The 26,055-nt window shown below is 45.6% G+C and carries 28 protein-coding genes; 16 read left to right on the forward strand and 12 right to left on the reverse strand.

Features of this window, described 5'->3' with window-relative positions:
* Positions 1 to 611 precede the first annotated feature (611 nt).
* The 7 genes from folP to AYR61_RS03740 all read right to left on the reverse strand — a co-directional run bounded on the left by folP (position 612) and on the right by AYR61_RS03740 (position 5,711).
* A complete protein-coding gene (folP, locus tag AYR61_RS03710) occupies positions 612 to 1,757 on the reverse strand; it encodes a dihydropteroate synthase (RefSeq protein WP_225356511.1) in 1,146 nt (381 codons plus the stop codon).
* A complete protein-coding gene (locus AYR61_RS03715) occupies positions 1,754 to 2,353 on the reverse strand; it encodes a non-canonical purine NTP pyrophosphatase (RefSeq protein ID WP_054710626.1) in 600 nt (199 codons plus the stop codon). The genes folP and AYR61_RS03715 overlap by 4 nt, the downstream gene beginning before the upstream one ends.
* On the reverse strand, positions 2,346 to 3,671 hold the full coding sequence (locus AYR61_RS03720) for a bifunctional folylpolyglutamate synthase/dihydrofolate synthase (RefSeq protein WP_065901746.1): 1,326 nt from the start codon (positions 3,669 to 3,671) through the stop codon (positions 2,346 to 2,348). The genes AYR61_RS03715 and AYR61_RS03720 overlap by 8 nt, the downstream gene beginning before the upstream one ends.
* A 6-nt stretch (positions 3,672 to 3,677) precedes the next feature.
* Complete coding sequence (folE, locus tag AYR61_RS03725; RefSeq protein WP_065901748.1) at positions 3,678 to 4,247, reverse strand: GTP cyclohydrolase I FolE; 570 nt, start codon at positions 4,245 to 4,247, stop codon at positions 3,678 to 3,680.
* Positions 4,240 to 4,743, reverse strand: coding sequence for a 2-amino-4-hydroxy-6-hydroxymethyldihydropteridine diphosphokinase (gene folK / locus AYR61_RS03730; RefSeq protein ID WP_054710630.1), 504 nt, complete (start codon positions 4,741 to 4,743; stop codon positions 4,240 to 4,242). Before folK ends, folE begins: the two co-directional genes overlap by 8 nt.
* Entirely contained in the window at positions 4,740 to 5,147 is a 408-nt protein-coding gene (gene folB, locus AYR61_RS03735) for a dihydroneopterin aldolase (RefSeq protein WP_082409244.1), read from the reverse strand. The genes folK and folB overlap by 4 nt, the downstream gene beginning before the upstream one ends.
* Positions 5,148 to 5,219: 72 nt before the next feature.
* Entirely contained in the window at positions 5,220 to 5,711 is a 492-nt protein-coding gene (locus AYR61_RS03740) for a hypothetical protein (RefSeq protein ID WP_156770456.1), read from the reverse strand.
* 156 nt (positions 5,712 to 5,867) lie between these two features.
* Between AYR61_RS03740 and AYR61_RS03745 the strand changes: the two genes are divergently transcribed.
* The 7 genes from AYR61_RS03745 to AYR61_RS03775 all read left to right on the forward strand — a co-directional run bounded on the left by AYR61_RS03745 (position 5,868) and on the right by AYR61_RS03775 (position 15,131).
* On the forward strand, positions 5,868 to 6,371 hold the full coding sequence (locus AYR61_RS03745; protein ID WP_056987182.1) for a phosphatidylglycerophosphatase A family protein: 504 nt from the start codon (positions 5,868 to 5,870) through the stop codon (positions 6,369 to 6,371).
* A gap of 425 nt (positions 6,372 to 6,796) precedes the next feature.
* Positions 6,797 to 8,101 (forward strand): IS1380 family transposase, encoded by a 1,305-nt coding sequence (locus AYR61_RS03750; RefSeq protein WP_065900857.1) that lies wholly within the window; start codon positions 6,797 to 6,799, stop codon positions 8,099 to 8,101.
* Between the two features lie 220 nt (positions 8,102 to 8,321).
* Positions 8,322 to 11,216 (forward strand): hypothetical protein, encoded by a 2,895-nt coding sequence (locus AYR61_RS03755; RefSeq protein WP_083215474.1) that lies wholly within the window; start codon positions 8,322 to 8,324, stop codon positions 11,214 to 11,216.
* Positions 11,206 to 12,495 carry a hypothetical protein gene (locus AYR61_RS03760; RefSeq protein ID WP_054708189.1) on the forward strand — a complete coding sequence of 430 codons (1,290 nt, stop codon included), beginning with the start codon at positions 11,206 to 11,208 and terminating at the stop codon, positions 12,493 to 12,495. Before AYR61_RS03755 ends, AYR61_RS03760 begins: the two co-directional genes overlap by 11 nt.
* Before the next feature lie 203 nt (positions 12,496 to 12,698).
* Positions 12,699 to 13,352: a hypothetical protein gene (locus tag AYR61_RS03765; RefSeq protein WP_054708192.1), complete on the forward strand. Its 654-nt coding sequence runs from the start codon at positions 12,699 to 12,701 to the stop codon at positions 13,350 to 13,352.
* Between the two features lie 160 nt (positions 13,353 to 13,512).
* On the forward strand, positions 13,513 to 14,256 hold the full coding sequence (locus tag AYR61_RS03770; protein WP_065901751.1) for a glucose 1-dehydrogenase: 744 nt from the start codon (positions 13,513 to 13,515) through the stop codon (positions 14,254 to 14,256).
* A gap of 338 nt (positions 14,257 to 14,594) precedes the next feature.
* Positions 14,595 to 15,131, forward strand: coding sequence for a TetR/AcrR family transcriptional regulator (locus tag AYR61_RS03775; protein ID WP_054708195.1), 537 nt, complete (start codon positions 14,595 to 14,597; stop codon positions 15,129 to 15,131).
* A 69-nt stretch (positions 15,132 to 15,200) separates the two neighbouring features.
* Here AYR61_RS03775 and AYR61_RS03780 read toward each other — a convergent pair whose 3' ends face one another.
* Entirely contained in the window at positions 15,201 to 15,509 is a 309-nt protein-coding gene (locus AYR61_RS03780; protein ID WP_054708198.1) for a hypothetical protein, read from the reverse strand.
* A gap of 237 nt (positions 15,510 to 15,746) precedes the next feature.
* On the opposite strand from AYR61_RS03780, the gene AYR61_RS03785 reads away from it, so the two are divergent.
* From AYR61_RS03785 to pepI, 4 genes are all read left to right on the forward strand, one after another.
* Entirely contained in the window at positions 15,747 to 16,067 is a 321-nt protein-coding gene (locus AYR61_RS03785; protein WP_054708201.1) for a PadR family transcriptional regulator, read from the forward strand.
* Entirely contained in the window at positions 16,060 to 16,692 is a 633-nt protein-coding gene (locus tag AYR61_RS03790) for a DUF1700 domain-containing protein (protein WP_054708204.1), read from the forward strand. Before AYR61_RS03785 ends, AYR61_RS03790 begins: the two co-directional genes overlap by 8 nt.
* Positions 16,689 to 17,648: a DUF4097 family beta strand repeat-containing protein gene (locus AYR61_RS03795; RefSeq protein ID WP_065901755.1), complete on the forward strand. Its 960-nt coding sequence runs from the start codon at positions 16,689 to 16,691 to the stop codon at positions 17,646 to 17,648. The genes AYR61_RS03790 and AYR61_RS03795 overlap by 4 nt, the downstream gene beginning before the upstream one ends.
* A 416-nt stretch (positions 17,649 to 18,064) precedes the next feature.
* Positions 18,065 to 18,943 carry a proline iminopeptidase gene (pepI, locus tag AYR61_RS03800; protein ID WP_065901757.1) on the forward strand — a complete coding sequence of 293 codons (879 nt, stop codon included), beginning with the start codon at positions 18,065 to 18,067 and terminating at the stop codon, positions 18,941 to 18,943.
* A gap of 46 nt (positions 18,944 to 18,989) precedes the next feature.
* On the opposite strand, the gene AYR61_RS03805 is transcribed toward pepI, so the two are convergent.
* Complete coding sequence (locus AYR61_RS03805) at positions 18,990 to 19,592, reverse strand: TetR/AcrR family transcriptional regulator (protein ID WP_056987020.1); 603 nt, start codon at positions 19,590 to 19,592, stop codon at positions 18,990 to 18,992.
* A 95-nt stretch (positions 19,593 to 19,687) separates the two neighbouring features.
* Between AYR61_RS03805 and AYR61_RS03810 the strand changes: the two genes are divergently transcribed.
* Together AYR61_RS03810 and AYR61_RS03815 are read left to right on the forward strand one after the other, a co-directional pair.
* The gene (locus AYR61_RS03810) at positions 19,688 to 21,151 is read left to right on the forward strand and encodes an MDR family MFS transporter (protein ID WP_083215473.1); all 1,464 of its coding nucleotides are present in this window, start codon (positions 19,688 to 19,690) and stop codon (positions 21,149 to 21,151) included.
* Positions 21,152 to 21,204: 53 nt separating this feature from the next.
* Complete coding sequence (locus AYR61_RS03815; RefSeq protein WP_156770457.1) at positions 21,205 to 22,164, forward strand: alpha/beta hydrolase; 960 nt, start codon at positions 21,205 to 21,207, stop codon at positions 22,162 to 22,164.
* Positions 22,165 to 22,668: 504 nt separating this feature from the next.
* On the opposite strand, the gene AYR61_RS03820 is transcribed toward AYR61_RS03815, so the two are convergent.
* Positions 22,669 to 23,478, reverse strand: coding sequence for an oxidoreductase (locus AYR61_RS03820; RefSeq protein ID WP_065901759.1), 810 nt, complete (start codon positions 23,476 to 23,478; stop codon positions 22,669 to 22,671).
* A 147-nt stretch (positions 23,479 to 23,625) separates the two neighbouring features.
* On the opposite strand from AYR61_RS03820, the gene AYR61_RS03825 reads away from it, so the two are divergent.
* The 3 genes from AYR61_RS03825 (at position 23,626) to AYR61_RS03835 (ending at position 25,158) form a co-directional block, all read left to right on the forward strand.
* The gene (locus AYR61_RS03825; RefSeq protein ID WP_083215472.1) at positions 23,626 to 24,204 is read left to right on the forward strand and encodes a TetR/AcrR family transcriptional regulator; all 579 of its coding nucleotides are present in this window, start codon (positions 23,626 to 23,628) and stop codon (positions 24,202 to 24,204) included.
* 71 nt (positions 24,205 to 24,275) lie between these two features.
* On the forward strand, positions 24,276 to 24,887 hold the full coding sequence (locus AYR61_RS03830; protein ID WP_225353107.1) for a TMEM175 family protein: 612 nt from the start codon (positions 24,276 to 24,278) through the stop codon (positions 24,885 to 24,887).
* Between the two features lie 76 nt (positions 24,888 to 24,963).
* Complete coding sequence (locus tag AYR61_RS03835) at positions 24,964 to 25,158, forward strand: hypothetical protein (protein ID WP_054708212.1); 195 nt, start codon at positions 24,964 to 24,966, stop codon at positions 25,156 to 25,158.
* 55 nt (positions 25,159 to 25,213) lie between these two features.
* Here the strand turns inward: AYR61_RS03835 and AYR61_RS03840 are convergent, their stop codons facing one another.
* Positions 25,214 to 25,606: a tautomerase family protein gene (locus AYR61_RS03840; protein WP_054708215.1), complete on the reverse strand. Its 393-nt coding sequence runs from the start codon at positions 25,604 to 25,606 to the stop codon at positions 25,214 to 25,216.
* A gap of 107 nt (positions 25,607 to 25,713) precedes the next feature.
* The gene (locus AYR61_RS15120; protein ID WP_156319240.1) at positions 25,714 to 25,872 is read right to left on the reverse strand and encodes a hypothetical protein; all 159 of its coding nucleotides are present in this window, start codon (positions 25,870 to 25,872) and stop codon (positions 25,714 to 25,716) included.
* Between the last annotated feature and the right edge of the window lie 183 nt (positions 25,873 to 26,055).

A 26,055-nucleotide genomic window follows, 5' to 3' on the forward strand; every position in this document is an offset into this window, starting at 1 on the left:
AGTAGCACGTTTCGGAAATGTAATTCAAAAAACAGATGCCGCTCCGTTGCGCCGGTCGGCTCTGCAGGCTGTAGTGGGTCACTCCGGAGCTATTGAATTTCTTGTCAGAAATTCAAGGATCTCCTCCGTCTCCCGTGTTTGTAGGCGAGGACGGAACCCTCGCCTACAAACACCGACACTACTGCCTGCAATGCCGACCGGCTCCACTCCGCTACATTGTGGACTAGGGTAACATTGATGATTATTGTGCCATAGCAGACCCACACTACTAGTTAAATGCTGTTACTAACAAGTGGCACTGTGCCACGTTGAATGAAGCATTGCTATCAATGGGCTTACCAGCGGTCAAGTGCGGATTCTCTACAAACCGTCTTTGACTGTTTTTCGATATTTATCTAGCGTGAAAGTGAGCTCACAGTCAGTGGAATGCAGCAATTTGGCACGGAGTCGTGGTGTCGACATCAGTTAGCGACCGTTCTTTGGTCGGTTACTGATGTGCGAGACGATGAAGATCCATTCGAGTGGCGCACAGCGACAATCGAATTAGCTTCATCGCGAGCCACTACGACTCCGTGCCAAATTGCAGAATGCAACGAAAGAAGAGCACTATCCTAAGCTAACCAGTACCCCTTCTCAATCTCATTCAAAAACGTAATCATCTGCCGCGTCTCTTCAACGTCATGAACGCGGATGATCCGGCCGCCCTTCAGCATCATTTCGGTTTCAGTGATGAGGGTCATTGGCAGCCGGTCGTCCTTTTCCAGGCCCAGCAGCTGCTTGTAGAAGCCCTTCCGTGACACGGCGACCATCATTGGCCGGTTGAGGTCGTTGAACTGGTCAACGTTGCGCATCATGACGAAATCCTGCTTGCTGTCAGGCAGTTTGGAGTAACCGATACCTTGATCCAAAGCGATGCGGTCAAAGGCCACTCCAGCATCCGTAATGGCTTTAATGTTGTCTTCAAAAAAGGTATGCATTTCTTCTGACAGGTTTGTAAAGTCGTTCCCGCGACCATTTAACATGGTGAGTAAACCAACCCGCTGCTGAGCTAAATAGGGCAGTTTTTCCGGATCATCCGTAAAGCTGTTCACATCGTTGATCACGTCAACACCAGCATCAATAGCGGCCTTCATCACGGGCAGTTTGTAAGTGTCGATACCAACGGCCATGTCTGGGTAAAGCTGTTTGATCTGTTTGATGTACGGAATCGTGCGTTCAATCTCCACTTCCGGCGTCACTTCAGTGTAGCCAGGTCGGGTCGTTTGACCGTTTACCTCAATGAGGTCGGCACCCGCTTCGACCATTTCGGCAATGTGGGCACTAACGGCTTCTTCAGTCGTGTAGCGGCCGCCATCGTAAAAGGAGTCTGGCGTGATGTTCATGATGGCGTAGATCATGGGCTTTTCGCGCAGTTCAAATTGAAAATCATTGGCCTGCCAGCCAAGTTCATAACTTGCCAGCACGTTGGTCAGCTGCTTATCGGCTTCCTGTTCACCGGGGAACCACGTTAGCCAGTTGTCACTCAGCTGCTTGGTTGCTTCGTAGGTGAGCAGCGTGGTCACCGTCGTCCCCTTGTGGGTAACAGAAGCATCAAATTGGCGTAGCCGACGCTCTAAAACGGCTGTCTGAGCACTGGTCACGTCACTGAATTGAAGTTGGATCAGCGTTTGCGTTTGGGCCAGTTTGAACAGCGCTTGGCTGGCAAAGTCGCCCTGGGTACCTAATTCTTTGGTAAGGTCATGAAGTTGCATGGTCATTTTCCTTCTCTCTTTTGTAATGCCTGGGCAAGCTGTCTGGCAGCCTGGCCGCGGTGCGTGAGTGGCAACCGAACATCGTCAGTCAGCTCGGCTAAGGTTTGATGCCTAGCCGTGAGTTCAAATAATTTATCAAAACCTGATGAATACATCCCGCGTTCAGCTAGAGCAATCACCCCGTCAACTGAGCCGTTCGCCATGACCGGTTCTTTGTCAGGGAAAACGGCACAGAGCGTGCAGGTCATCGTGGCGGTACGCTCATTTTCTGGCGCATCGGTCAACGCCAGTAGCAACGTTTCGTTAGCGCTGTGCTGCGCATCCTGCTGGAGGTACCGCTTCGTTGTGACGCCTAGTTTGTCGCCAAGGTAGGGCACTTCAATGCCGCTATCATCCGCAATCACCGGTTCGCCGGTAACCTGGGCGAGAAACTGGGCTTTCAACCGGGCATTGTCCGCGTAACTGGCGGTGGTTTCAACGGGAAAGGTCAGCGGTGACCAGTCATCCGTGTAAGGTTTAGCAGTGATGCCTACCAGGTTAAGGCAGGCGATTAGGTCAGCCGTTTTATAGCGATTATTAGACGCAATCAACCAGTCAGTCATCTAGGGCCACCCCCATTTCAACGAGTTCGCGAACCACGTAAAAGGAGCCACTGACAACTATTGGCCCGTTTATTTTGGCTTGGTGAACTGTCTGCCAAGCAGTTGGCATATCCGGCATCACGCGAACGGAAACAGTTGGATCCAAGGCGGCAATATCAGCTGCTAATTGTTGCGCCGGTAACGCCCGTTGCGGGTTGTCAGGTGTTACGGTATAGATTGCCCTTGCAGTAGGCAACAAACTAGTCAGCATAGACGCCACAGCCTTATCTGCCAGCACACCGAGAATCCACGTCACATCAGGTTTCGAATCAATTGCTCGAATACTATTGACCAGCCCAGTCATCCCGTCAGGATTGTGGGCGACATCTGCGTATACGAGTGGCGTTTCAGATAATCGGGTGAAACGGCCGGGCAAATGCACTGCCAATAAACCATCTTTAACCGACTTATCTGAAAGTCCTACGTGCTGCTGACGCAAGACCGCAATGGCGGTCAGAACCAGCGTTAAATTTTGATACTGAAACGTCCCAGTAACGTTCACTTGCAATGCTGGCCAATTAAAGACGTCACTGGTCAGCGTTGCCTGAAGATTTACTAAGCCCGTTTTGGCATCAGTTACGGTTGTCTGAGGTGCGATCAGTTTCACGCCCTGTCGATCAGCCTCCGCCTGCAAGACCTGCATCGCTGCTTCATCCTGCGAGGCCAGCGTCACGACAGTCGTGCCCGGCTTAATGATCTTTGACTTTTGTGTTGCGATTTTGGTGATCGTATCGCCTAAAATGGCCATGTGATCTAATGCAATTTTGGTAAAGATCGTGAGTTGCGGCGCACTAATGGCGTTCGTCGCATCCGTCAACCCGCCTAACCCAGCTTCCAAGATGGCATAATCCACTCGTTCATTTTTAAACCAGATCAGGGTCACTAAAAACTGCCATTCAAAGATTGAAATGCCGTCCAGTGGAATCCCCATTCGGGTCACGACGGGTTTGATCTCCTCATAGCTGTCGATAAACGCCGCTTCACTGATCCACTCGTGGTTGAGCTGAATCTGTTCGCGATCGTTTAAAATGGCGGGACTGCTGAAACGACCCACCCGGTACCCCTGCTGTTCAAGGACGGCGCCCAACATGGCCCCCGTCGAACCCTTACCATTCGTCCCCGCAATGTGGATGATGTGGTAGGTCTGGTCGGGATGCCCAAGTGCAGCCACGATTTTCTTCAACAGCGGCACCCGGTTAGCATCGCCAACGAGCCGTGCCTGGTTAAACTGGTCGATCAGCTGCGTGTATAACTCATGAATTTCCGATTCTGTCGCCATGTGTGATCACCCGTTAATGCGTTGCAGAAATTCCTGTTTGAGCGCAGTATCCGTCTTGAACGTACCCGTGTAGTAACTGGATTCTGTTTGACTGCCGGTCTTTTCCACGCCGCGCATTTCCATACACATGTGACGGGCGGAAATCGAAACGGCAACCCCTTTAGGATCCAGTATCCGGGTTAGCTCCTTGGCAATGTTGACCGTCAGCCGTTCCTGAACGTTGGGCCGTTTAGCGCAGTAGTCGATCAGGCGTGGAATCTTGCTAAGTCCCATGACCCGCTTGTGGTCTGGCACGTAGGCAACGTGCACCGTGCCAAAGAAAGGCAGCAGGTGGTGTTCACACATGGAATAGAACGGAATGTCCTTGATCAGCACCATTTCGGTCGTTTCTTCGACTGGAAACAGCTTATAGTTATCAAAAGCCGGCGCATTTAATGATGAAAAAATTTCGCCATAACTGCGCGCAACTCGCGCTGGCGTTTCTACTAATCCTGGGCGGTCCGGGTCCTCACCAACGGCTTCCAAGATCATCCGTACCGCCTTTTCAATCTTTTCCTGATTTGTCTTATCAATCATAAGCTATCGTCACACCTTCTAATTTTCGTATCCAACTCTCATCTGTCTTTTGAGCCAAGGCCTGCGCCACCCGTTGTGCCGTGGCAGTGTCGTCACCAGCGATTTCCTGAATCGGCAGCAACACAAAGTTGCGTTCAGCGGCGTGGGGGTGCGGGACCGTGAGATCGACAGTATGTATGTCACGGTCGCCCCAATAAATAATATCAAGATCCACGGTGCGCGGTCCCCAGTGAACGAGCCGTTGACGATGCAGCGACTGTTCGATGTCGTGCAGGACCGTCAACAGCGAGTCGGGGTCTAAACGAGTTGTCAGTGCCACTGCAATGTTGTAGAAGTTGGCCTGATCCCGCTTGCCCCACGGTTCGGTTTCGTAGACCGATGATACCGCGGTCACCGTAATATCTGGCTGGCCAGCTAAGCGCTGCACTGCGGCGTTGAGATTCGCCAGCTGATCACCCATATTTGACCCAATACTCAAATAAACCTGTTCCGTCATTTTTCATCACCCGAGGCAAGACTGCCTAATACCTGATTATTAACGACCTGATCGCCGGCGACCTCAATCTCAACGTCATCAAAAATACCCGGCATCGGCACGCTGTATTTACGAATCTTCAAGTTCACGTGCGTCGTTGTTGGATAATCCGTCAAAATTTTTTTCAACAGTTCATTGGCCAGCGACTCGATCAGCTTGTACGAGTGCGTGTTCACGAAGGTGTCGATGGTCTCGCGCACATCCGCGTAACTGATCGTTTCGTTCAGCTCATCATGCTGAACGCGCGCTTCGATCGGGTAGGTCAACGCCACGTCAATGGCGAGCTGCTGACCGTTGCGCCGTTCTTCCGGCAACACCCCATTAAAGGTGTGAAAGCGTAAGTTATGAATTCGAATAACACCCAATGTTGATCCTCTTCTCTCATTAATTAGTACGGTCATTTTACCATGGTTACTTACCTAAGTTTAGTAACTACCTTATGAATAGTTTGACAAGCGGTTGATCGTTGCTTCATCCGTTAGCAGTGCCTGACGTGCCGTCGTGTACTGCTGAAGCGGAACCTTCAACGACTCATGGTGGCGACTCGCGCGGTCCACGTCCTGAGCAACCGTTACCAGCTCATCACAATCGTAGACAGCGGCTGTTCCGACCGTAATATTGTGGCCACGATAATCCTCAAAGTAATCGATCACGGCTTCACGCTCGTGGCTATAGTCATCCAGGTCATCGCCTAGACTTGCTGGCACCTGACTGTGATTGCTGGCATCGGCCACCAGCTGGTCGGTCGTTTGCATCGTTTTATTGAAGTTCGGCAACACCCATTGGCGCAACTTAATGCCATCAATATCACCGTGGTGGCGCTGTTGATGCTCATTTTGCTGATTAGCTGCGCCTGATGTATGCGGCGCATGACAGCCCGTTAAACTCAGCATTAATAGCGCAGCCACCAGCCAGTTTCCTCTTCTCATTCTCATTGCCCCTGCGTTCTCTAGTGGTAAATCTTAGCCTTAATGATACCAGATTTAATGCGGTATCGTTGGGAATTCATGGCTAAATTATTAAAAGCCCATGCCATTTTTCATAAATCATTGGTACACTGTTTATTAAAAGAAGGGATGATGAGTTTGAATAACAAAAACTTTAAGTACCCAGACACCGCCGCCTACAAATTCATGGTGGATTATTTTGAATCAAAAGCCATTCATATTGAAGACATTGCTGACATCACCTATTCGATGCAGCTGAAATACGAGCCGGAACTGACCCGGCCAGAAGCCGTCGACGCCGTGATCGACGTGCTCCACAAACGGGAAGTTATGAACAACGCCATGGTCGGCATCGCGCTGGACCAACTGGCAACGACCCGCCAGCTCCCAGAACCGCTGCAGTCCATCGTGGAAAACGACTCAGGCGTGTTCGGCGTCGATGAACTCCTAGCAGAAGGTGGTATCTCAGGGATATACGGCAAGATCGCTTCAACCAACTTCGGCTACCTGGACCGCGAAAAACAAGGCATCCTGAAGGAATTAGATACGGTTAAAGACGAAGGCGTCAATACGTTCCTGGATGACATCATCGCTGCGGTGGCTGCGGCGGCAGGGGCTAAGATTGCGCATAAGTATGCGTAGAGTGCGGAAGGAGGCGTTTAAGGGGCTACTGGAGCACGTTTCAGCTATATGAGGGCAGCGAGCCTGCCCCAGAAAATTTTCCAAACATAAACCAACAAACCATAAACTCCCACAAGTGTACCAACACTAGCCTAAGATAGATAAGTCTTATTTATTAACGTGTATGATAGGGAATACCTATAACCGTACAAAAAAACAAGCGTCACCGGAAATGGTATCCAGGTGACGCTTGTTTTTTTGCGGCTATTTAATTTTTAAATCGAACCCTGATTTATTCACAAAGATATGCAAAATACCCATCAAACACATGCATCACGCGTTTGATGGGTATTTTGTATTTTCACCTTTTAAGTACACAAAAAGAGCCCCAGCTCTGGTATAGTTAAATTGCTAAACAAAACCACATGAGAGAAGAGGACTCTATATTGAAAACTTTACAGGAAATGGCATTAAATTTCAACAAAAACATTTTAGTATCGCATACGGGTGGTCAATTATCTTCCGATGGCGGGCTAACATTGTGTGTAGAGCTGATGGCAAAATTCCAGTTCACCATCTTGGCCGACAAACTATTGAGGTTCAATGACCAGCGACGATATTGTCAACACAGTAATTCTAGTATCTTAAAACAGTTAATTCTTCAGATTATTGCTGGTTATAGCGCAGATTCTGCGGCAACTTCTTTAGAAAAAGAACCGCTTTTTAAATTATTATTGGATAAACCGTCTTTGGCTTCACAAGCAACAATATCACGTTTTTGGCAACGCTTTGATAAAGATAGTGTTAGCACATTACAGACTTTAAATGAGGCTTTGATCGACCGTGTTCGACTATTAACCAACCAGACAGCCACGATTATTGATATCGATTCGACTCACTCAGACACTTATGGCAAACAGGAAGCCACTAACTACAACGCACATTATGGTACTGAAGGATATCATCCATTACTGGCAACTGATCAAGATGGTAACTTATTGAAAGCTGTCTTGCGTCCTGGAAATGCCTACACCAGCAAAGATGTAAAAGCTTTTTTAACACCACTATTAAAGCATTATCAAACTCAGCTGCCCACGACTGACATTCTGGTTCGTGGTGATAGTGGCTTCGCCACGCCAGAAGTTTACGATGTCTGTGAAGCCAACGATGTGTTTTACATTATTCGACTCAAATGCAATCGAAAATTACAGAATCTAGCTGAAAAGTTCGTCAAGATCAGTGATCAAACCCAGTGGCAAGAGGAAGAGACTCATTACTACTCTGAAATCTATCAATCAGCATCGTGGCCTAAGCCACGGCAGATTTATATTAAATCAACTCGAGTAGCTGGTGAACTGATCTTTTCACATGAATTTATCGTCACTAATCTGACTAATTTAACGGCTGAAACTGCCTTCGAACTGTATCACAAACGCAGCCAAATGGAAAATTACATCAAAGAAGCTAAAACAGGTTTCTTTTTCGATAAGACTGATAGTTCAACGTTTAATGCCAATGCTGCCCGGATGATGGTTAGTGTACTGGCTTACAATATTGTCAACTTTTTAAAGCAGCTAGCACTGACAAAACATGATTCCGGCTTGTGCGTTAGCACATTGCGGATCCGTTTATTCAAAGTTGCGGCACGTGTTGTGCATACTGGCCGACGCATTCAGTTGCGGCTGAGCTCGTATCATGTTTACCATCGGCTGTTCTACCAAGCTCTACAGCGTATCCAGGCTATTGAATAACCGGCAAAATTAAAAAAATCTGTACAACCAAGGGACAAGTGTATCCAAAAGTTCAAAGCAATTCTGAGTTAGTTGAAAGATCTCACTAGCTAGAACTGATAAACATCGTATTTCAGCAAAAGATAAAGACATACCCGTCAGTTTTCGAAAAAATACGAAAACTGACGGGATTTTTATGAACTATGAATAATTCAGGAATATAGAAACTTATAAAATTTTAGTGCTCACAACTGATAAATTTATTCGAAGCTATACGCCTTTTTTTGAAGCGAATGCGGTTCCATTTCAATTTGCACAAGTTTTGAAGAACAGTTTGGTTGTTCTTGATGAATTTGATAGTACAAAAGAGCGTCTATTGGAAAAAAGTATTGACGATGCTCTAAAAGTTAAAGTTGATTTGCTGAATTTGTTTAAGGCAATATACCGAAATTTGCATAAGATAGCTGATTTACCATCAGAGCTTCAAGAGATTATGACAGAAGAGCAATCTGTGGAATTTAATCGCTTAGAAACCAGATCAGATACACTATTAAGTCGTTTTGGCTTGAATTATCTCTATAAAACGCTTGATAGAAATGAAACTGAAAACTTTTTGATTCATGCGCCTCAAAGAACATTAATTAGTAGCGGAAAAAATTGGCATAGTCATTTTAATGAGCAGACAAACTCTGTTGACTTAGGTGTTGAGATGAAGGACGATTTGAAATTCCAGCCAATGTTGTATCAGGTTGTCAGCTTTATTAGACAGTTTACTAAGTTTGTTATTTACTGTGGGCGTAAATATCAAAACAAAAGGGCTCAAAACGCTGACTATCATCAAGATAGCATTAATTTACGAGAGGCTTGTTATTCTATCTATGATGCCTGGACGTTTGAACCTAATCAGATAAATGTTCTTTTAAGTTTAGGATTGGATGGTAAACCAAACCATCAACACAATAACAAAAAATCTATACCAAAATCTGAGCATAGATTTCAAGATTATGGCCTGAGTTTATTTAGTTTTACAAACGCTGAGCGTCATGACCTCCGTACTGACATTAATGCTTCATTTTTCGCGATAACTCCGGAACACTATCTTTTGGATATTTTGGATAAAGTTAATGTTTTAGGTTTATCCGCCACGGCAGATGTGCCTTCAGTTCTTGATAACTATGATTTAGGATATCTCCACGAAAAATTGGGAAAATCGTTTATGGACGGCAGACAGTATCTCACTGAGGCGACTCAAGCCGAATTTAATTATGATGCTCGATATACTGAAAATGGTATTGAAGTTGTCGCACAAGTTGTTAGTCGAGTTTTACACTTTAAAGAAATGCTCAAAAAGTTCATTTCAGATCAAGAGATAAAGCAACATGAAAGTTTGATTGAACAGCTAGAAAATGAGTTACAAAAAGTGGTGAACAAGATAAAAGTAGCAGATGACAGGGATACCTTTAAACAGCAAAATTATTTTAAAGAAAGATATTTTAATCTTTTTAGTAGTTTTATCGCGTTTTTAACTGACCAGAATTTAACGTCATTCCTTGGGTTACAAACATTATTACCGAAACATAATAATCCGACTATGTCATTTGAATTTGTGACGCAGACGTTTACGGCTCTGTGTGAAATATTGGCAATACCTGAGCCTAAGCGCCCTCAGTTGAGGATAATTGCTAAGTTCAAGAAGCAGGATGCAATTTCTGAAGAAGTTGAATCTGCTTTGGAGTTGCCTAGCCAATCAGAAACGAGAGTATATTTACTCAGTGCCTACAAAGCACTCGGAATTGGTCAAAATCTGCAACATAGGCTAGGTGATTTTGAGAAAAACCGAGTCCGAAGTATTAGGATATCTGATTCAGATTTTAAGGATAGTCGAAATGAAACTGTAGATTTAGCGGGTATGTATTTGGGTGAAATTACTAATGTGTTAAGTAATGGGGAGCATTTTGAACTTAATCACGATGGGATTAAACTGCTGACTGAACTTGAGTATTTAATTGACGATAATGAACTCGAGTATTCTGAAATGCAAAACCAGTTCCATTTTTTGGAAGATCAGACTCGTCATTACCGTAAGCCTAAAAACCTGCGAAGTGTTGCTGCAAGTCATCTAGGTATGATTATTCAGGCTCTTGGCCGAATGAACCGAACGTTTAACAAAATGCCGAAAATAACTATTCTTGTTGCTAGTCAAATTGTGAAAAATTTAAATACGGTGGGCATGAATGCCGACTTGTTAAGTCCTGAGGTTAAAAAAGTATTGGCGTGTGGTAAAAACACTGAAGACCAAAAACAGTATGAAGATACGCATAATTTAGCACAAAAACAGAGTTTAACAGCATATACGCTTCGTGATTTACATCGATTACTTGGTGGCCTTCAGTCAATAAAAACTGTCAGTGCGGAATACCAAAATTTGCGGGAATATTTTTTACAGTACCCGACTATTGATGGAAAAAAGTTGGCAAAACAACAGAATATTACCTCGGCAGGATGCCTGCAATATTTACCAAATGCTTCTCGAGTAACGCACTACAGCACTTTATGCAAGAACGAAAAAACGGGATACTTCACTTTTCCAGGAAATATTGATGTTTCAGCTTCATCCTCGGGGCTTGAAACCATGTTAAAATTTCCAGGATTAAAACAGGAATTCAATCGGTTGGGTTATGCAACCTCTTGGCAACAAGAGGACTATATTCTAAATCCTGTGCAGTTTATCAATATGTATTTGGGAGTTTTAGGAGAGGCTGCTGGTAAATACATCTTCGAAAAAGTTTGGGATGAAAAGTTAATGACTTTTCAACAAATCGAAAATAACGAGCTCTTCGATTTTAAGACTAACCATCACGTTGCGATTGATTTTAAAAATTGGCGTGAACCACATATGGCGTCGTTAGACAAAGAACGGCGTCACATTATAGATAAACTTGACCATTTAAGGGAAAACACTAACGAAGAATGGCGGGTAGCTGTGATTAATATTATTTCTACCAAGGATGTTAAGCCGGTTGAAACACATGATCATAAAATTTTAGAAGTTTCGGCTTTGATAGGTAACGATGGTCAACTTGTTCTTAGTGATGCTGAAAAAATTGAAGTTGGGAGATTCCTAATTGAAAACTAAAAAAACGATTTTAACAAATATAGTCGATTATACCTTTGATAAGATAGCATTTGATATGGATTTCCGGCTGATTAGAGTTCAATTACAGGACAATTCAGAGCAAAGTCAATTTCAACAAATAGTTCAGCGTATAGATGTAATTGCTATGACGAATCTAAGCAGCAGTATGTGCTATCTTTTAATGGTGCGGAGAGGGACGTCTGTTACTGAATTGGAGAAATCCAATCTTGTTTTCGAAATTATCAGACTTGGTAATCTTCCGGATAATGTTTACGAAAATCAAGTTTTTCAATTACTTTTAAATCAGGAATCTGCATTAGAAAATTTACAGCCTGAAAAAAATAAAAGTCCTCATCTACTGATTAGTCTGAACGATTGGGTGAACAAACCTAAAAGGACAAATGATTGGAAACAGCGATACGCACTTAGAGTTGGATTGAATTGGGAAAGTGATCTCGATTTAAAAGTGCAAACTTATACGCATTTTCCCAAGAGTAAGGAAACAGACGAGTTATTTTATTGGAATTCTGAGAGGAGAAATCTACAAAAATCATTCATGCACAAGGAGTCCGTGCTTTTTCGATATAAAAATGGTACCGGACGAAATAGTACAGTTGCATTTTTGAATTTGGAGCAGATTGAAAAATTTGAAGTATCTGAAGTCGGTGTGGCTTGGATATTGTTAACAAACGTTAGTAAGCATTTTGGTAAATATTTTGAACAATTGCCTAAATATTTAGGTAGTGAAGTTTTGCAGTTTGATAAACAGAAGTTGGATAATAAGGCAGCCATTTGGCGACAATTTAAAGGCGAAATCATCAACATTTATTATGATTCCAATGAACCACTGACGAAAGTTTTAGCTTTGGAAATTAGTCATGCGTTACAAGATAGCGGAATATTAAATGATTATGGTATCCAAATTAAGTTGTCAGATAAATCAAGTTCTGGATTTAACATTCAAATTATTCGCGATGCACGAGATACTGGCAATATTAGTGACACCTATGAAGTTGGCGATAGTCAAAGATATATTCAACACGCAACTATTGAAAATTTTGGTGGCTTTGATAAGCGAACGAATGCATTGAATTGGCAATTAGATCAAACTGGGAAAGTAGATGCAGCTAATGACGATACCCTTGTTAAGTTGGCACAAGAACTCATCATTAAACGAGATTTGGCGAATCGTGATGCCTCAATAATTTCCCTGCCATTAGTCAAAAAACATGTGATTATAAATTTTACAGAATTGAGTGGATACAGCAATCCCCATTAATAGTTGTCGTCATTCAATTTACAATTGACGCATTTAGACATATTAAGCTTACCAAACGAGTCGTTAACTTTGATGAATTTGATGCAGATGATGAGTTTAGTCAACTGGCCTTTAAGGTTAAGAACAGTCTAAATTCTACACAAGATAAGCGGTTTCTTTGGCAGCAAATTGATTGTATTATCAGTCGTGGTGATGATCTTATAATGATTCAACAAACGCCTCGTCGTACAATGCCAAATGGAGAGTTGTTGTCTCAAAAGCTGGGTCTTAGTGACCCATATCAGCCTCTTTTGCAAGCAGAGGTTATTGAAGCTTTGAAGACATTATTTGATTCTCATGCTGGGCAAAAACTATATCAGGGAACGGTTCAGAATCTAATCCAAATTATATCTTCGATGGATGATAGTAATCCTGATCTGGGTGACATCAAAAAAGTCATAAAGAAAAAAGAAATTACATTTAAAAATAAAATTTTGCAAACCATTGATAACGATCTAGAGGAAACTGCCGGTTTTGCCTTTAGCAGCTCAGTTAGGCAAAAAACAAATTCAGCAATGTTGGAAGGATTGCAGGGAATTGGACTAACCAAAATTGCGAATGACTTTTATTATTATGTTGGTTCCGACAAAGCATTGAAACTATCCGTTAATCGTGCTGTTATGCTCAGAAAACTAGTTGTCCTTGATGGTGATGATTCGGCAGTTGAGAAAGAATTTCCAGATTTTTCTAAAATGATGAGTGTTGAGTTTGTTAGAAATGGTCAATATACGGTGTTGCCATATCCAGTTAAATATTTGAGAGAATTTTGGAACTATGAACAACGTATTCATCCAATTGATCCCGCTAAATTTGAGTGATGAGTCTAGTTGATTATTAGATCTTTTGATTCTGAGTAAAAAAGATACAAACACTGAGTGACTTGTATCCTATCCTCACAATCCCCGTGCAATCCCCATCCAACGTGCTATTCTAGTTTCTCGTAAACAAAAACTAACCGCACACATTGGAGGATTGACGATGACAGCAGAATTAGAGAATAAAGTCGCATTAATTTCAGGATCCACAACCGGGATCGGTTTAGGAATCGCACAGTGTTTTGTTGATGAAGGGGCCAAGGTGATCATCACCGGCCACCGGTTGCATGATGAAACCAAAATGTTTTTGGCCGACCACGCAGACAGTGCTGAATTTCAGCCACTTGAGGTTACGGATGAGACTAACTGGTCGAAATTAACCACCGATATCGTTTCAAAATATGGTCACTTAGATATTCTTGTGAATAACGCTGGCGTCTTCCCCCAGCCAGTGCCGATCGATGAAGAAACGCTTGAGGACTGGAATCACGTCATGGACATTAATTTGACCGGGACGTTTCTCGGCATCAAGCATGGCATGAAAGCCATGCGCAAGGGCGAGGGCGGGTCAATTATCAACATCTCGTCAGTCGAAGGCATCGTTGCTGAACCAACTGCCGCAGCGTACAACGCCAGCAAGGGTGGCTCACGATTGCTGACAAAATCAGCAGCACTAGATTCAGCCGCAAACAACTATGGCATCCGGGTTAATTCAGTCCACCCAGGATTTGTGAAAACAGATATGATTCCAGACGAGGTGGAACAAGCAACCAGCAAGTTGACACCGCTGGGCCACATTGGCAAGCCGGAAGATATTGGCAACATTTGTGTTTATTTAGCATCCGATAAGTCAAAATTTGTCGCCGGTGCTGAGTTTGTGGTGGATGGGGGATTTAGTGCAAGGTAGAGAGTGTGGAGCAAGGCGTTTTGAGGGCGGAGCGTAAGTAACTCTGGTCAGAAAAGTCCGGGTCTGACTTTTTTGACCAGAGTTGCTTACGCAGTAGCCCTCAGCCTTGCGGAACACGTTTAGGCAATCTAACCGAGAACCACGTCGCCAAACTATCTTTGAACAAAAAATGCACAACCAACCCACCAGTGTCAATTAATACCCGAATACTCTGAATCCCTAAGCCCCCAACAAGCCAGCAAAAAAAAGCAATCCAGGCTCACCCCCAGCTCGCTTTTAAATTCCCAAAATAAGCCTATACTATCCCTAAAGCCTAAAGTTCGAAAGGGGATAGTCAAATGGACAAGCGCCTCATCAAAACAAGAGAACGTCTCTGGCAGGCACTCTTCAAACTGATGAAAACGAAGTCGATCGCCGATATCACAGTGACCGAATTGTGTGACATCGCGGGCATTACACGGCGCACCTTTTACCGCTCGTTTAACAACGTGATGGCGGTTTTCGACAGTTACAGCGACACCCTTTCAGACCGCAGCAAAGAGGCGTTATCAGCGCATTTTACGGATGTGGACCACCTTTTAGCAGCGGTGGATGAGACAGTTGTCGCTAACTATGAGGGGCTGAAACTCATTTATACGGATCCGCGCCACGGGCAGTTGCGCGCGAATTTTGTTGACGATTTTTACCAGAGTTTGGTTCGCATCGTGCTGCCAGATCCGACGAACGTGCACAATCAATTGGTGATGAAGTATGTTGCGAGTGGCGTGATGGGCATGTTTAGTGAATGGTTCAAAAGTTTCACAGACGTGTCCTACGGTGATTTTGCCAAAATGGCGAAGCCGTTGATCCATAATAGTTTAACGATGCTTGAATAGCTGCCACAATTTGAATTGGCATCAAAAACCACTATCTGTTAGTTGCAGATAGTGGCTTTTTTAATTTGGTTACCCAATAAAGCCATGCCCGCGCAAAGCCTCACGGGAGAAATCGTCCGCAGCTTGGTACCCGTGATCGAGTTGGTCGTTGATGTAGATCTTGTTATAGAAAAACGAAAAAATAATGCCAATGATGCCGGCGCCAAATCCAAATGTGGGTAGGCCGAACACGGCTTCAACGATCAACAGAATAAAAAACCACTTCCAGTCACCGCGAAACAGTGGCGGTAGGCAGCCAAAGAAAAAGACGGTCCAGGAAAACCCAATTTTTGCTGATTTGACCTGATGAGTTTCCGGATTTGATAGATTGATATGCACGGATGTCGCTCCTTCTTAACTCGTGATAATAGCGTGTTACCTCACCCATTATGCCATAGCCCGGTTTCAAACGATATGATTATAGAAAAATAAGGTCGGTTAACGCCGATATGATACGGTTATGGGCAACATCTGTTGCACGTACTAAACAAAGGCGCTTGACACAACCCCCTGACCTCAGGTAAGATGTTCATGAAATCATATTATACGACATATAATATTGTGGGAGGTGATAACGTGGCAATTCAAGTCAGTTCAGAATTGTTGGATGGCTGTGTGCTGGCCATTTTGTCGGAACAAAATTATTACGGTTATGCGCTGACGCAGCGGGTCCAGGAGTCCATTAAGGTATCGGAATCTACCATGTACCCGGTGTTGCGCCGGTTGAAGAAAAACGGGTGGTTGACCACCTATGATGAACCGTATCAGGGACGTAACCGGCGTTATTACGAGATTACATCGGAGGGCAAATTGCATTTAGCAACGATCCGTAACGAATGGCGGACGTTTAAAAATGGCATCGAATCTATGTTAGGGGATGAAACAGAAAATGGATAAATACTTGAAGGCGTTCAGCAGCTACCTCAACCAGCTCAACGATGCAGAACGTGACGAAGTGATGAACTTTTATTCAGAATACTTACAGGATGGCGGGTTCACGAATTACGATGATATCGTGGCTGAATTAGGGACGCCCAAACAGTTGGCACGTAAGGTGCTGGCGGACTATTCGATTCGCATCTTAGATGATCCGGACACAGGGAGTACCCGGACGAAGACGCAACAATCAAAAACGCAGGTGCGGACGATCTGGCTCATTGGGTTAGCGTTGTTGTCAACACCAGTAACGATTCCAATGGCAATCGCTGCAGTTGCTGTCATGGCGGCTGTGATGATTGCGGCGGCTGGGGTGTTGTTTGCCATTATCATGGCGATTATTGGAATTCTTATCGGCGGTTTAACGGGATTTGTTGTCGGTTTTGGTGTGTTGGCGACCTCATTTAGTACTGGACTGACGTACATTGGCGGCGGTCTTGCCATTATCGGAATCTTCATGATGCTGATTCCGGTTATTGTTTGGATCGTTCGGGGGATCATTCGCGGGACATTGGGGTTCAGTCGCTGGTTATACAGCAAACTTTCGCGGAAGAATAAAGCTGAGGAAAGGCGGGATCACAAATGAAAAAGACAGCAATTATTGGGGGCATCATCGCGCTCATCGGTGTGATCCTGTTTGCGGTCGGACTGGGACAGGGTGGTCTGAAATCTATTTATTGGGACAATGGCTTTAGGGTCAACCACAGCGAAACCAAAACGGTTAAGTTTAAAAAAATCAACCAAATTGACGTGACAGCCTCGACTTCCGGTCCGATTATCATCAAGCAGGGCAATACACCGGAAGTGAAGGTGCATTCGACAAAAGCGAGTCCAGTAAAGGCTTCGGTTGCCGGAAATAAACTGACGATTTCAGCGAACCGCAAATCAGGGTTCCTGGTTCATGGGTTTAGTTTTGAATACACTTCTGATTCAAGCGGCTATGGTAACGCCAGCGTAACGGTGACGGTGCCTAAAGGGATGAAGCTTGATACGCTCTCAACTGACGGAGATTCAAGCATCATCGTCAAAAATGTATCCGTTAAAACGATTCAAAATGATGGCGATAACGATATTGACCTCTCGCATATGCGGTTAGCGGATACCCTGAACATTCAGGGGTCTACTTCTGGTGATAGCGACGTGACGCTTAACGATGTCGCCGCTAAGGGTCTTAAACTGGACGCAACCGACGATGTGACCATTGCCAATAGTCGCTTTAACGCGCAAGACAGCCAGATTCAAACGGATGATGGCGACATTACGTTGCACAATAATGAATGGCGTAGCTTGACCGCCAGCAGCAGTGACGGAGATATTAGCTTTAATCAACAGAAGTTGGGTCAGACGCTGAAGGCCAGCACCACTGATGGCGATATTAACGGCGTCGTTGCACCGGATAAGGGTGTGGGCATTCAGACGCACGTTTCAGATGGCGATTCGACGATCTTTGGTCATAGTGGGCGTAGTTATGGGTCCGCTAAGGCAACGCAGACATATGTGCTGTCTTCTACTGATGGTGATATCACGGTGAATAGAAATTAAATCGGCACGCTAACCTTGGGGATCTGAGCTGGGCTGGCGTGTTTTTTTGTTTTGGGGTGATGAGTCAAATGTGCCCATATGTCACATTGTGTCAGCGTTTGGTCCTACAAGGTTGAGGCGGGGTCTGCAATGCTGAAAGGCTCCACTACGCTACGATAACAGTAATCGTCAGCATAAATGGTAGGGCCTTCATAAGGGGGCATGGACTCTGTTATTTAATCGGTACGGACAACTGGCACATCATTAAGAAGCATTGCTGTCAATGGCCTTACTGGCAGTCGCGAGCCACCACACGGAGTGCCAAATTGCGGAATGCAACGGACGAGTACCCATTATTAGAAGTCCCCTTGGTTTGCCGTCAATGAAAGCGTACAATCGAAATTGATACCATTGACTATGTAAAGGAGATCGATCATATGAAAATTGAAGAAGGGTACATGCCGTTTCGCGGGTTTAAGACCTACTACCGCATTGTCGGTGAAGCGAACGGAAAGGCGCCATTATTACTGATTCACGGTGGCCCCGGCTCATCACATAACTATTTTGAACTGTTGGACGACTATGCCGAAACTGGTGACCGCCAGCTGATCATGTACGACCAAGTTGGCTGCGGGAAATCCTCCTTGCCAGAAGATGAGTCCGTCTACGTCAAAGAGACCTGGGCAGAAGAACTGATTGCCTTGCGCAAGTATCTGAAATTAGACGAAGTACATATGCTCGGCCAGTCCTGGGGTGGGATGCTGGAAATGCTGTACCTGACCCAGTATGATCAGACCGGCGTCAAGAGCGTCATGATCGATGGGTCGCCAGCCTCAATTAAGTTGTGGACGCAAGAACAACATCGTTTGATTTCATATTTGAGCTATGAAGATCGTGAAGCGATTGCGGAAGCTGAACGGACAGGGAATTTCTCTGGGCCGAAGTATCTCGCTGCTAATGACCGTTATATGGAACGTTATTGCTGGGACGACCCGGATGAGAATTCGCCGGAACCGTTGCGTCGTGAAACAAACGGGAAACGTGCGAGTCTGATCGCTGAAGGGCCCAATGAATTTACCGAAAACGGGACGATCAGCGACTACGATGTGACTGATGATCTGCATAAGATTCACGTGCCGGTTCTGGTTACCAATGGGACGGATGACCTGTGCACACCGTTGATCGCCAAGTCGGTTTACGACCATATTCCGGGTGCCAAGTGGCACTTGTTTGCAAATAGCCGGCATTTAGCGCTGCTGGATCAGCATGATGAATTCATTGCTGTTTTGGATAAGTGGTTAAAGGAGAACGACTAATTTAAAAAGGACCGTTAAGCTCATTTTTGAGTTTAACGGTCCTTTTTTAGTGCGCACTATTTAAATAACTCGGCAATAATATTTGGTCAACGAACTGGCTAACGGCGTCATCCGAAAGCGCGCCCTTAGTCAAAATCTCAGAAGCAACCAGAATCAATGGCAGGCTGATCAACGATGGCCCAATATGCGCTAAATCAACTTCGCCGCGATCAGCTGCGTGGTCGAGCACCTGGTGCATGATCTTCGCAAAACGGTTATCTTCAGATTCCTCACCCAGAGACGCGGTCACTTTATCCAACGTAATGTCGTGCAACCGGTCGAGTAAAACACCCTCTAGCATCCCTGTGGTCAGCGTTTTGAGCGCCATTTGAAAGTAGTCAAACAGGCCAAACAGGTCATCACGCAGATTACCAGTGTCTGGAAGCTCGAATTTAATTTCCGGCCCGTACTTGCTGAACGCACTGATGACCATCACGGCTTTGGTGGGCCAATGCCGATACAGGGTATTCTTATTGGTGCCCGCTAACGTTGCGATGTCTGAAATGGTGAGATCCTCATAACCAACTTTATTTAATTGTGTCCAAACCGTTGATAGAACAGCCTCTTCTAAGGCTTTCCCACGGCGACGGGTGCTCTTTTTTTCTGCCATTTTAAATAAACCCCTTGCATTTTTAAGATACCGTGGTACCATAAATATCATATTAAAGGTACTACAGTATCTTAACACAGATTCGAGGGAAAAACATGACAGAAAAAAAGGAACGCAGTTTTACAAGTATTGCAACGATTTTAGTGCTTGGTGCCATCGCGCCAATGCTGGATAGTACGGTGATGAACGTTGGTATCAACACGATCATGACCGCCCTGCACAGTTCAGTGAACACGATTCAGTGGGTGACCACGGCGTACGTGTTAGCGCTGGGAATCATGGTGTTATTTACAGGGTGGGCCGCTGACCGGTTCAGCGGTAAATCGCTCTATGTTGCAGGGTTGAGTGTTTTCTTAGTGGGGTCAATTGTGTCTGGCGTTGCCGGCAGTGTTGACGTGCTACTGGCTGGCCGGATCATTCAGGGGGCTGGTGCCGGTCTGATTATCCCATTGTTATCGACGCTGCTGGTGCGCGCCACTGGTGGTAAGAATCTTGGCAGCACCATGGCAATGGTTGGTCTGCCGGTGGTGTTTGCCCCGATTCTTGGGCCGACGATCGGCGGGTTCATCATTGACCAGCTCAACTGGCACTGGATCTTTTACATTAACATTCCTATCGTAATTGCGGCGCTGATCTTGATCTGGGTCATGATGCCGACGTTTCCCGCAACGCAGAAAACGAAGCGGTTTGACTGGTTCAGCTTCATTGACCTTGGTGCCATGTTTAGCTTGCTGATCGTTGCTATCATCAACTTCAGTGAACACACCAACATTACCCACGCCAGTGTCATTTGGCCAATAGTTGCCGCAATTGTCCTGCTGATTGCCTACGTCATTTACGCCTGGAAACGGCCGAAGAATGCACTCGTTAGCTTGTCGTTATTTAAATCCAAGAATTTTTCCGGTTCAGTTGTCATCTTGTTGATGTCAGGGATCACCGTCAACGGCGCGCTGTTCCTGTTGCCGCTATACCTGCAAAATGTCCGCGGGTTCAGTGTCGTTTGGTCCGGGATTTACCTAATTGCGCAGGGGGTCGGCATGCTGCTGACCCGGACACAGGTCGGCAAACTCACTGACCAGTTTGGTGCGCGTCGGGTCGTCATCATTTCAGTTGCCATCACAATTGCCAGCACGCTGCCGTTTGTTTGGTTTGGTGCTTCGACCAGCAAGTATCTGGTCATGGCGATGCTATTCTTCCGCGGTATCGGCCAAGGTGGGCTGACCATTCCGGTGATGTCGGACTCCTTTGTTGGTCTGCCAAGTGACATGATTTCGCAGGCCACTACCGCTACCCGGATGATCCAAAATGTGGGCAGCGCGCTCGGGACTGCCGTGTTAGCAACCGTCATTTCAAAGCAAATGACCGGTGTCCTGCCAACGGTTGCCCACATGAGCAACGCCTACCACATGGCCTTCATCTGGTCGGTTGCGTTTACCGCCGTGGCAATCATCCCAGCTTGGTTCCTATCCCACCACGCAAAGGTGAGTGCAACTAAGGATGTTAAGTCTCAGGAAAACACCGATGATACCCATGTGATTGAAAAACCGAAAACGGTATAATAATGGCAACTTATTAAACCTATTCGCAAAGATGGGTAAAGGGAGTCGTCATTATGCCACACATTTCAAAACAAGATATTCATCCAGATCTGCGGGCAACCGCTAGTCTGGTCAAACACGTGATCCACTTTCGTAAGCCAAGTCAGTTTGCCCATGCCAATTGGGTCATGACTCACTTTACCAAGGGGCATTTTCCAAAGGATCTGGATATTACCGAAGCCTGGGCCGTCCGCGGTAACGGGACGAAATTACGGCTGCTAGTTGCACGCCCAAAGGACCAATTGCCAAACGCAACGGGTGTTCTCTGGCTGCATGGTGGCGGATATGCCACTGAGGTGCCGGAGGAGGACTTTGGGTACGTGCGCCACATTCAGGAGGTCGCCAACGCGGTGGTGGTCTTGCCAGACTACCGTTTATCAACGGAAGCGCCATATCCAGCTGCCCTGGATGAAGCTTACTTGGCGCTGAAATGGTTGCACGATAATGCCACTGATTTGGGCGTGAATACAAACCAACTCTTCGTTGCCGGCGAGAGTGCGGGCGGTGGCCTGACTGCAGCCTTGTCGCTGTACGCGCGGGATAAGGGCGCCATCAAGATTGCGTTTCAAATGCCGCTGTATCCAATGTTGGATGATCGGCCAACCGAAACGTCAGCGGATAACGATGCGCCGGTTTGGAATATGGAAGCAAACCGGGTAGCCTGGCAGATGTATTTGGGTGAACTGTCTGGGACGGATGACGTGCCGCCATACGCTGCTCCAGCGAGGGCAACCACTTACGATAAGATGCCGCCGACCTATACCTTTATTGGGACGATCGAACCGTTCTATGCTGAAACGATGGCGTACATTAAGCATCTGCAGGATGCGGGTGTGAACGCCCATGTCGATGTGTACGAAGGTGCCTTCCGCGGGTTTGATTTAATTGCGGCGAAGAAGCCGATCAGTAAGCGGGCGACGGAAGGTTGGCAGGCTGCGTTTAAGGATGCGAGCGAGCGGTATTTTACGGAGTAGAGTAGAGTGTGAAGCAAGGCGGTTTAGGGGCGGTGTGTAACGGACTCTGGCCGAAAAGTCCGGTCCTGACTTTTTGGCCAGAGTCCGTTACACACCGCCCCTAAACCGCCTTGCTGAACACGTTTCGGCACTGTTGCCAAGAAAGCCGTAAACAGGCATCACCCAGTAGCCAAAGTGAATAATTTCCGTGCCTGACTTTTAGACCAGAGACCGTTACACGTTAGCCCCGTGCCTTGCTGAACACGTTTCGGCACGGTTGCCAAGAAAAACGTAAACAGGCATCACCCAGTAGCCAAAGTGAATAATTTCCGTGCCTGACTTTTGGATCAGAGACCGTTACACGTTAGCCCCGTGCCTTGCTGAACACGTTTCGGCATGGTTTCCAAGAAAGCCATTAGTCTGCACTACCAAGTGATTTAAGTTAAAAAATGAATGCTCACAGAATCAGACAAGCAGAAAAAACGCGCATTATCGCCTAATAGTCAGGCAATAATGCGCGTTTTACTACACCTTCAACATCCGTTCCGCAACCTTATCCAACACCTTATAGGGCATCAACCGAGCTCCTTTCATGGCAATCTTATCCTGGCGGGTCACCTGATAACGTATCTTTGGCTTATCAGCAGTAGCGGCCTTAGCAATCACACTCGCCACCTGTGCCACAGTCTGCGTTGCCTGCGTGATCATGCTGGCCTGTTTCTCAGCAGCCTTCCGATAGGGTGAGGTCTTTGGCGTGACCTTTAGCATCTGTTCATTCGTTACGTTTGCCCAGTTGGTTTTTGTAATGCCAGGTTCCACAATAACGACATCAATGCCAAACGGTTTGAGCTCAAGTCGTAGCACATCACTCATTGTTTCCAGCGCGTGTTTTGAGATGTAGTACCAACCCGCTAATGCTGAGTAGCTTTGGCCAGCGAGGGAGGAGATGTTAATGATCCGGCCGCTGTGCTGGGTGCGCATAATGGGAGTGACTTGTTGAATTAGGTCAACGATGCCGAACAAATTGACGTCAAGTTGCCGCCGCGCTTCATCCAGCGGCACTTCTTCCAACGCCCCAAAAGATCCGTACCCAGCGGCGTTGACTAAAACGTCGACCCGGCCGTAAGTTGACTTAATAAATTGCACAAAGTCCTGAACGCTGTCGTGGTCGGTCACATCGAGCGGATGAAAAACGACCCCGGCTTTTACTAATTCGTCAGCGTTCTTGAGATGCCGGGCTCCGCCGACAACGGTGTAGCCCTGAGCCGCAAAATCGAGGGCGGTTTGGTAGCCAATTCCGGATGAAGCACCAGTGACCACTGCAATTTTTTTCATGATTAACACTCCTCTTAAACGATAATTCTATCGCTAATAATAAATGACGATAGTATAAACGATAGGACTATCTCTTGTCAATGGAATGGCGTATACTAAGTAAGATGATTTCATCAGCCAAACAACTAGTGCTGGTGGGGAGGTGCGATGATGAAACTAAAAAGTGAAGCGCTGCGGAAAAAAATTCTCGCTACGGCAACGACATTAATGATTGAAGACGGCATCGAAGGGACGTCAACGGTCAAAGTTGCGAAACAATTGGAGATGGCACAATCGAATGTGTATTCCTACTATAAAAGTCGTGAGGACTTGTTATTAGCTGTTTTTACCTACCATCAACAGCTAATGGTGGCCAGTCTCATGCCTTTACTGGATGAAAGCGCGGCACCGATTCAACAATTTGAGACTCTGTTTTCAGGCCTGATCCAGTTTGCGAAGGTCCACTATGATTCGATCCGCATCATTATGCTATTTCGTAATCAGCCGAACTGGCGACAAAAACTGCCAACCATCAATGACGATGCCTTCTTTATCAGAGCATTTAAGTTATTACGAGATTATCAAGCGGCAAAAATCGTAAAACCCGTGCCGGTCGACTTTTTAGTCGAGGGTGCGTTTTCTATCGTGGTGAACTATGTAACGGCATTGCATGCTGGTGAGTTAACGGAGGATAAGCTTACAGTGCAGGATGTCATTTCGTTGATTGAGGATCTGATGCTCGTTTAGTCAAAATTAGCGTCCAACTGTCTTCGCTTTACGCTGTTCGACCACCTGCCTATAATGATGGTATACCAGTAGTGGTTGTTCTTCAGAGGGGGGATTGGACGTCGAAAGAACGAATCATCGCCTTTACAGATGCGGTACTTGCGATTATTATGACGATTCTAGTGCTTGACCTTAAAAAGCCAAGTGCAATGACGTGGGCTGGATTATACGGACTGAGGGAGAGCTTTTTTGCCTACGCACTGTCCTTTTTTTGGGTTGGTTTGATGTGGTATTCTCACCACAATGCCTGGCAAAAAGTGAAGGTTATTGGTAATTCTACGGTTGTCTGGACACTGTTTATGCTGTTTTTCGCATCATTATTTCCTTACACAACGAGTTTAATGGCAACCCATTTCTATAATCCAACAGCACAGTCGCTGTATGGCATTGTTGTGATCTTAGTGTCGTTTTGTAACGTCGGAATATCCCATACTTTAAATACAGCTAACCGCCCTCTGCGCTTTGGGCTATTGTTCTATTTACCAAACTACTTGACAGTTCTTGACTTTGTCATCAAGTTTGTTGGGTTGGCGATTGCCGTGACAATCTATCCGCCAGCGATGGCGTATGCGGTTTTGATTAATATTGGCTTGTTGCTGATTCCTGTGAAAAATAATTTGGGGACGGTGACAAGGAATCATTGAGGTAGTGAAGTCAGATGTTGATATATAAGCATTGAATTGTTGTGATGAAAACTACCGAGGTTTATGAGGGCGACTAATGGTGATTATCGGGGATAAGCACGAACATAAACGACTATTAGCTAGGATGCGGGATTTAAATACTGATGTTGATCCGCAATCTGATCCATTTAACAGCGCCGCCAATCAGGCGGAACTTAAGCGTCGATTTGAAGAAATGAAGCGAAATGAAAACGAGATAGAACGTCATCGACTTATCGAAAATGACGATTAATCGACAAAAAAAGACTGACCCAGCGGCCAGCCTTTTTATTTGGCATAAATTCGCGTTACAGTTCCCCAGTAATAAATTGCGCCTTACCCGAAGTAAAGCTCCAATCTTCATCTTGATTCTCCACAAGGTTGATCATCAAATCGTGATCATCAAGTTCAAGCTTTTGCTGTAATTGATCGTGCAGCAAGCGGTAGAAGGTGATCTTTTCCTCCTGAGTCCGCGGGCGGGTTCGAATACTGAGCAGGATGCGTTTGTTTGTCCGAGTAAAGCCTAAGCCAGTGTCTTCCATGACCAGTTCTTCAGGTTCGTGATAGGAAACAATCTGGTAGCGGTCACCGGCTGGCGCATGGAATGCCTCACGGGTGACATCGTAGGCGGTGTCGAGGATGGTTTGGACCTGTTCTTTCGTCCAAGCGTGGCGCACGAGATGGAATTGTAAAAGTGGCATGTGATGGCCTTCTTTCATTGTGTTTGCCATTATTATAGTCGGTAAGCTGTTGCGAATTTTAAAAAATGCTTGTGATTTACGGGATATGTTTCACGTGAAACATCAACTCAATTCGTGAATAAATTTGTTAAATAGGCGACCAGCTGATTCAGATCATCAGTAGAAACGCTATCCCGGTCAGCCAATACTAGAATCACACCAAGCACCGCACTGCAAAAGGCGTCGATACAGAGGTCCGGCATGGGGGCGTTGACGATGGCGGTCAAAATGGGCCGTTTTCCTACACACTCTTGCTAAGTCAACCACCATATCATAAACTTATGGTAGCAGAAATTGTCTACATCGCCACTTACTGTGCTACGAACACGCGTTTCAAGAATTTAGGCCATTATCCGTAAGTGGTTGCCTAGATGTTTCGCAAATTTATTGAGGACGTTATGGAGGCAGAT

The organism is Secundilactobacillus paracollinoides (genome assembly GCF_001702155.1).
Classification (GTDB): domain Bacteria; phylum Bacillota; class Bacilli; order Lactobacillales; family Lactobacillaceae; genus Secundilactobacillus; species Secundilactobacillus paracollinoides.

Coding starts and splice junctions, on each gene's coding strand:
- AYR61_RS03765 (WP_054708192.1), top strand. CDS start 12,699: ATGATTCAACAAACGCCTCGTCGTACAATGCCAAATGGAGAGTTGTTG.
- AYR61_RS03795 (WP_065901755.1), top strand. CDS start 16,689: ATGAAAAAGACAGCAATTATTGGGGGCATCATCGCGCTCATCGGTGTG.
- AYR61_RS03775 (WP_054708195.1), top strand. CDS start 14,595: ATGGACAAGCGCCTCATCAAAACAAGAGAACGTCTCTGGCAGGCACTC.
- AYR61_RS03790 (WP_054708204.1), top strand. CDS start 16,060: ATGGATAAATACTTGAAGGCGTTCAGCAGCTACCTCAACCAGCTCAAC.
- AYR61_RS03835 (WP_054708212.1), top strand. CDS start 24,964: ATGGTGATTATCGGGGATAAGCACGAACATAAACGACTATTAGCTAGG.
- AYR61_RS03810 (WP_083215473.1), top strand. CDS start 19,688: ATGACAGAAAAAAAGGAACGCAGTTTTACAAGTATTGCAACGATTTTA.
- AYR61_RS03825 (WP_083215472.1), top strand. CDS start 23,626: ATGATGAAACTAAAAAGTGAAGCGCTGCGGAAAAAAATTCTCGCTACG.
- AYR61_RS03820 (WP_065901759.1), bottom strand. CDS start 23,478: ATGAAAAAAATTGCAGTGGTCACTGGTGCTTCATCCGGAATTGGCTAC.
- AYR61_RS03805 (WP_056987020.1), bottom strand. CDS start 19,592: ATGGCAGAAAAAAAGAGCACCCGTCGCCGTGGGAAAGCCTTAGAAGAG.
- AYR61_RS03720 (WP_065901746.1), bottom strand. CDS start 3,671: ATGGCGACAGAATCGGAAATTCATGAGTTATACACGCAGCTGATCGAC.
- pepI (WP_065901757.1), top strand. CDS start 18,065: ATGAAAATTGAAGAAGGGTACATGCCGTTTCGCGGGTTTAAGACCTAC.
- AYR61_RS03815 (WP_156770457.1), top strand. CDS start 21,205: ATGCCACACATTTCAAAACAAGATATTCATCCAGATCTGCGGGCAACC.
- folK (WP_054710630.1), bottom strand. CDS start 4,743: ATGACGGAACAGGTTTATTTGAGTATTGGGTCAAATATGGGTGATCAG.
- AYR61_RS03840 (WP_054708215.1), bottom strand. CDS start 25,606: ATGCCACTTTTACAATTCCATCTCGTGCGCCACGCTTGGACGAAAGAA.
- AYR61_RS03740 (WP_156770456.1), bottom strand. CDS start 5,711: ATGAGAAGAGGAAACTGGCTGGTGGCTGCGCTATTAATGCTGAGTTTA.
- AYR61_RS03770 (WP_065901751.1), top strand. CDS start 13,513: ATGACAGCAGAATTAGAGAATAAAGTCGCATTAATTTCAGGATCCACA.
- folP (WP_225356511.1), bottom strand. CDS start 1,757: ATGACCATGCAACTTCATGACCTTACCAAAGAATTAGGTACCCAGGGC.
- folE (WP_065901748.1), bottom strand. CDS start 4,247: ATGATTGATAAGACAAATCAGGAAAAGATTGAAAAGGCGGTACGGATG.
- AYR61_RS03715 (WP_054710626.1), bottom strand. CDS start 2,353: ATGACTGACTGGTTGATTGCGTCTAATAATCGCTATAAAACGGCTGAC.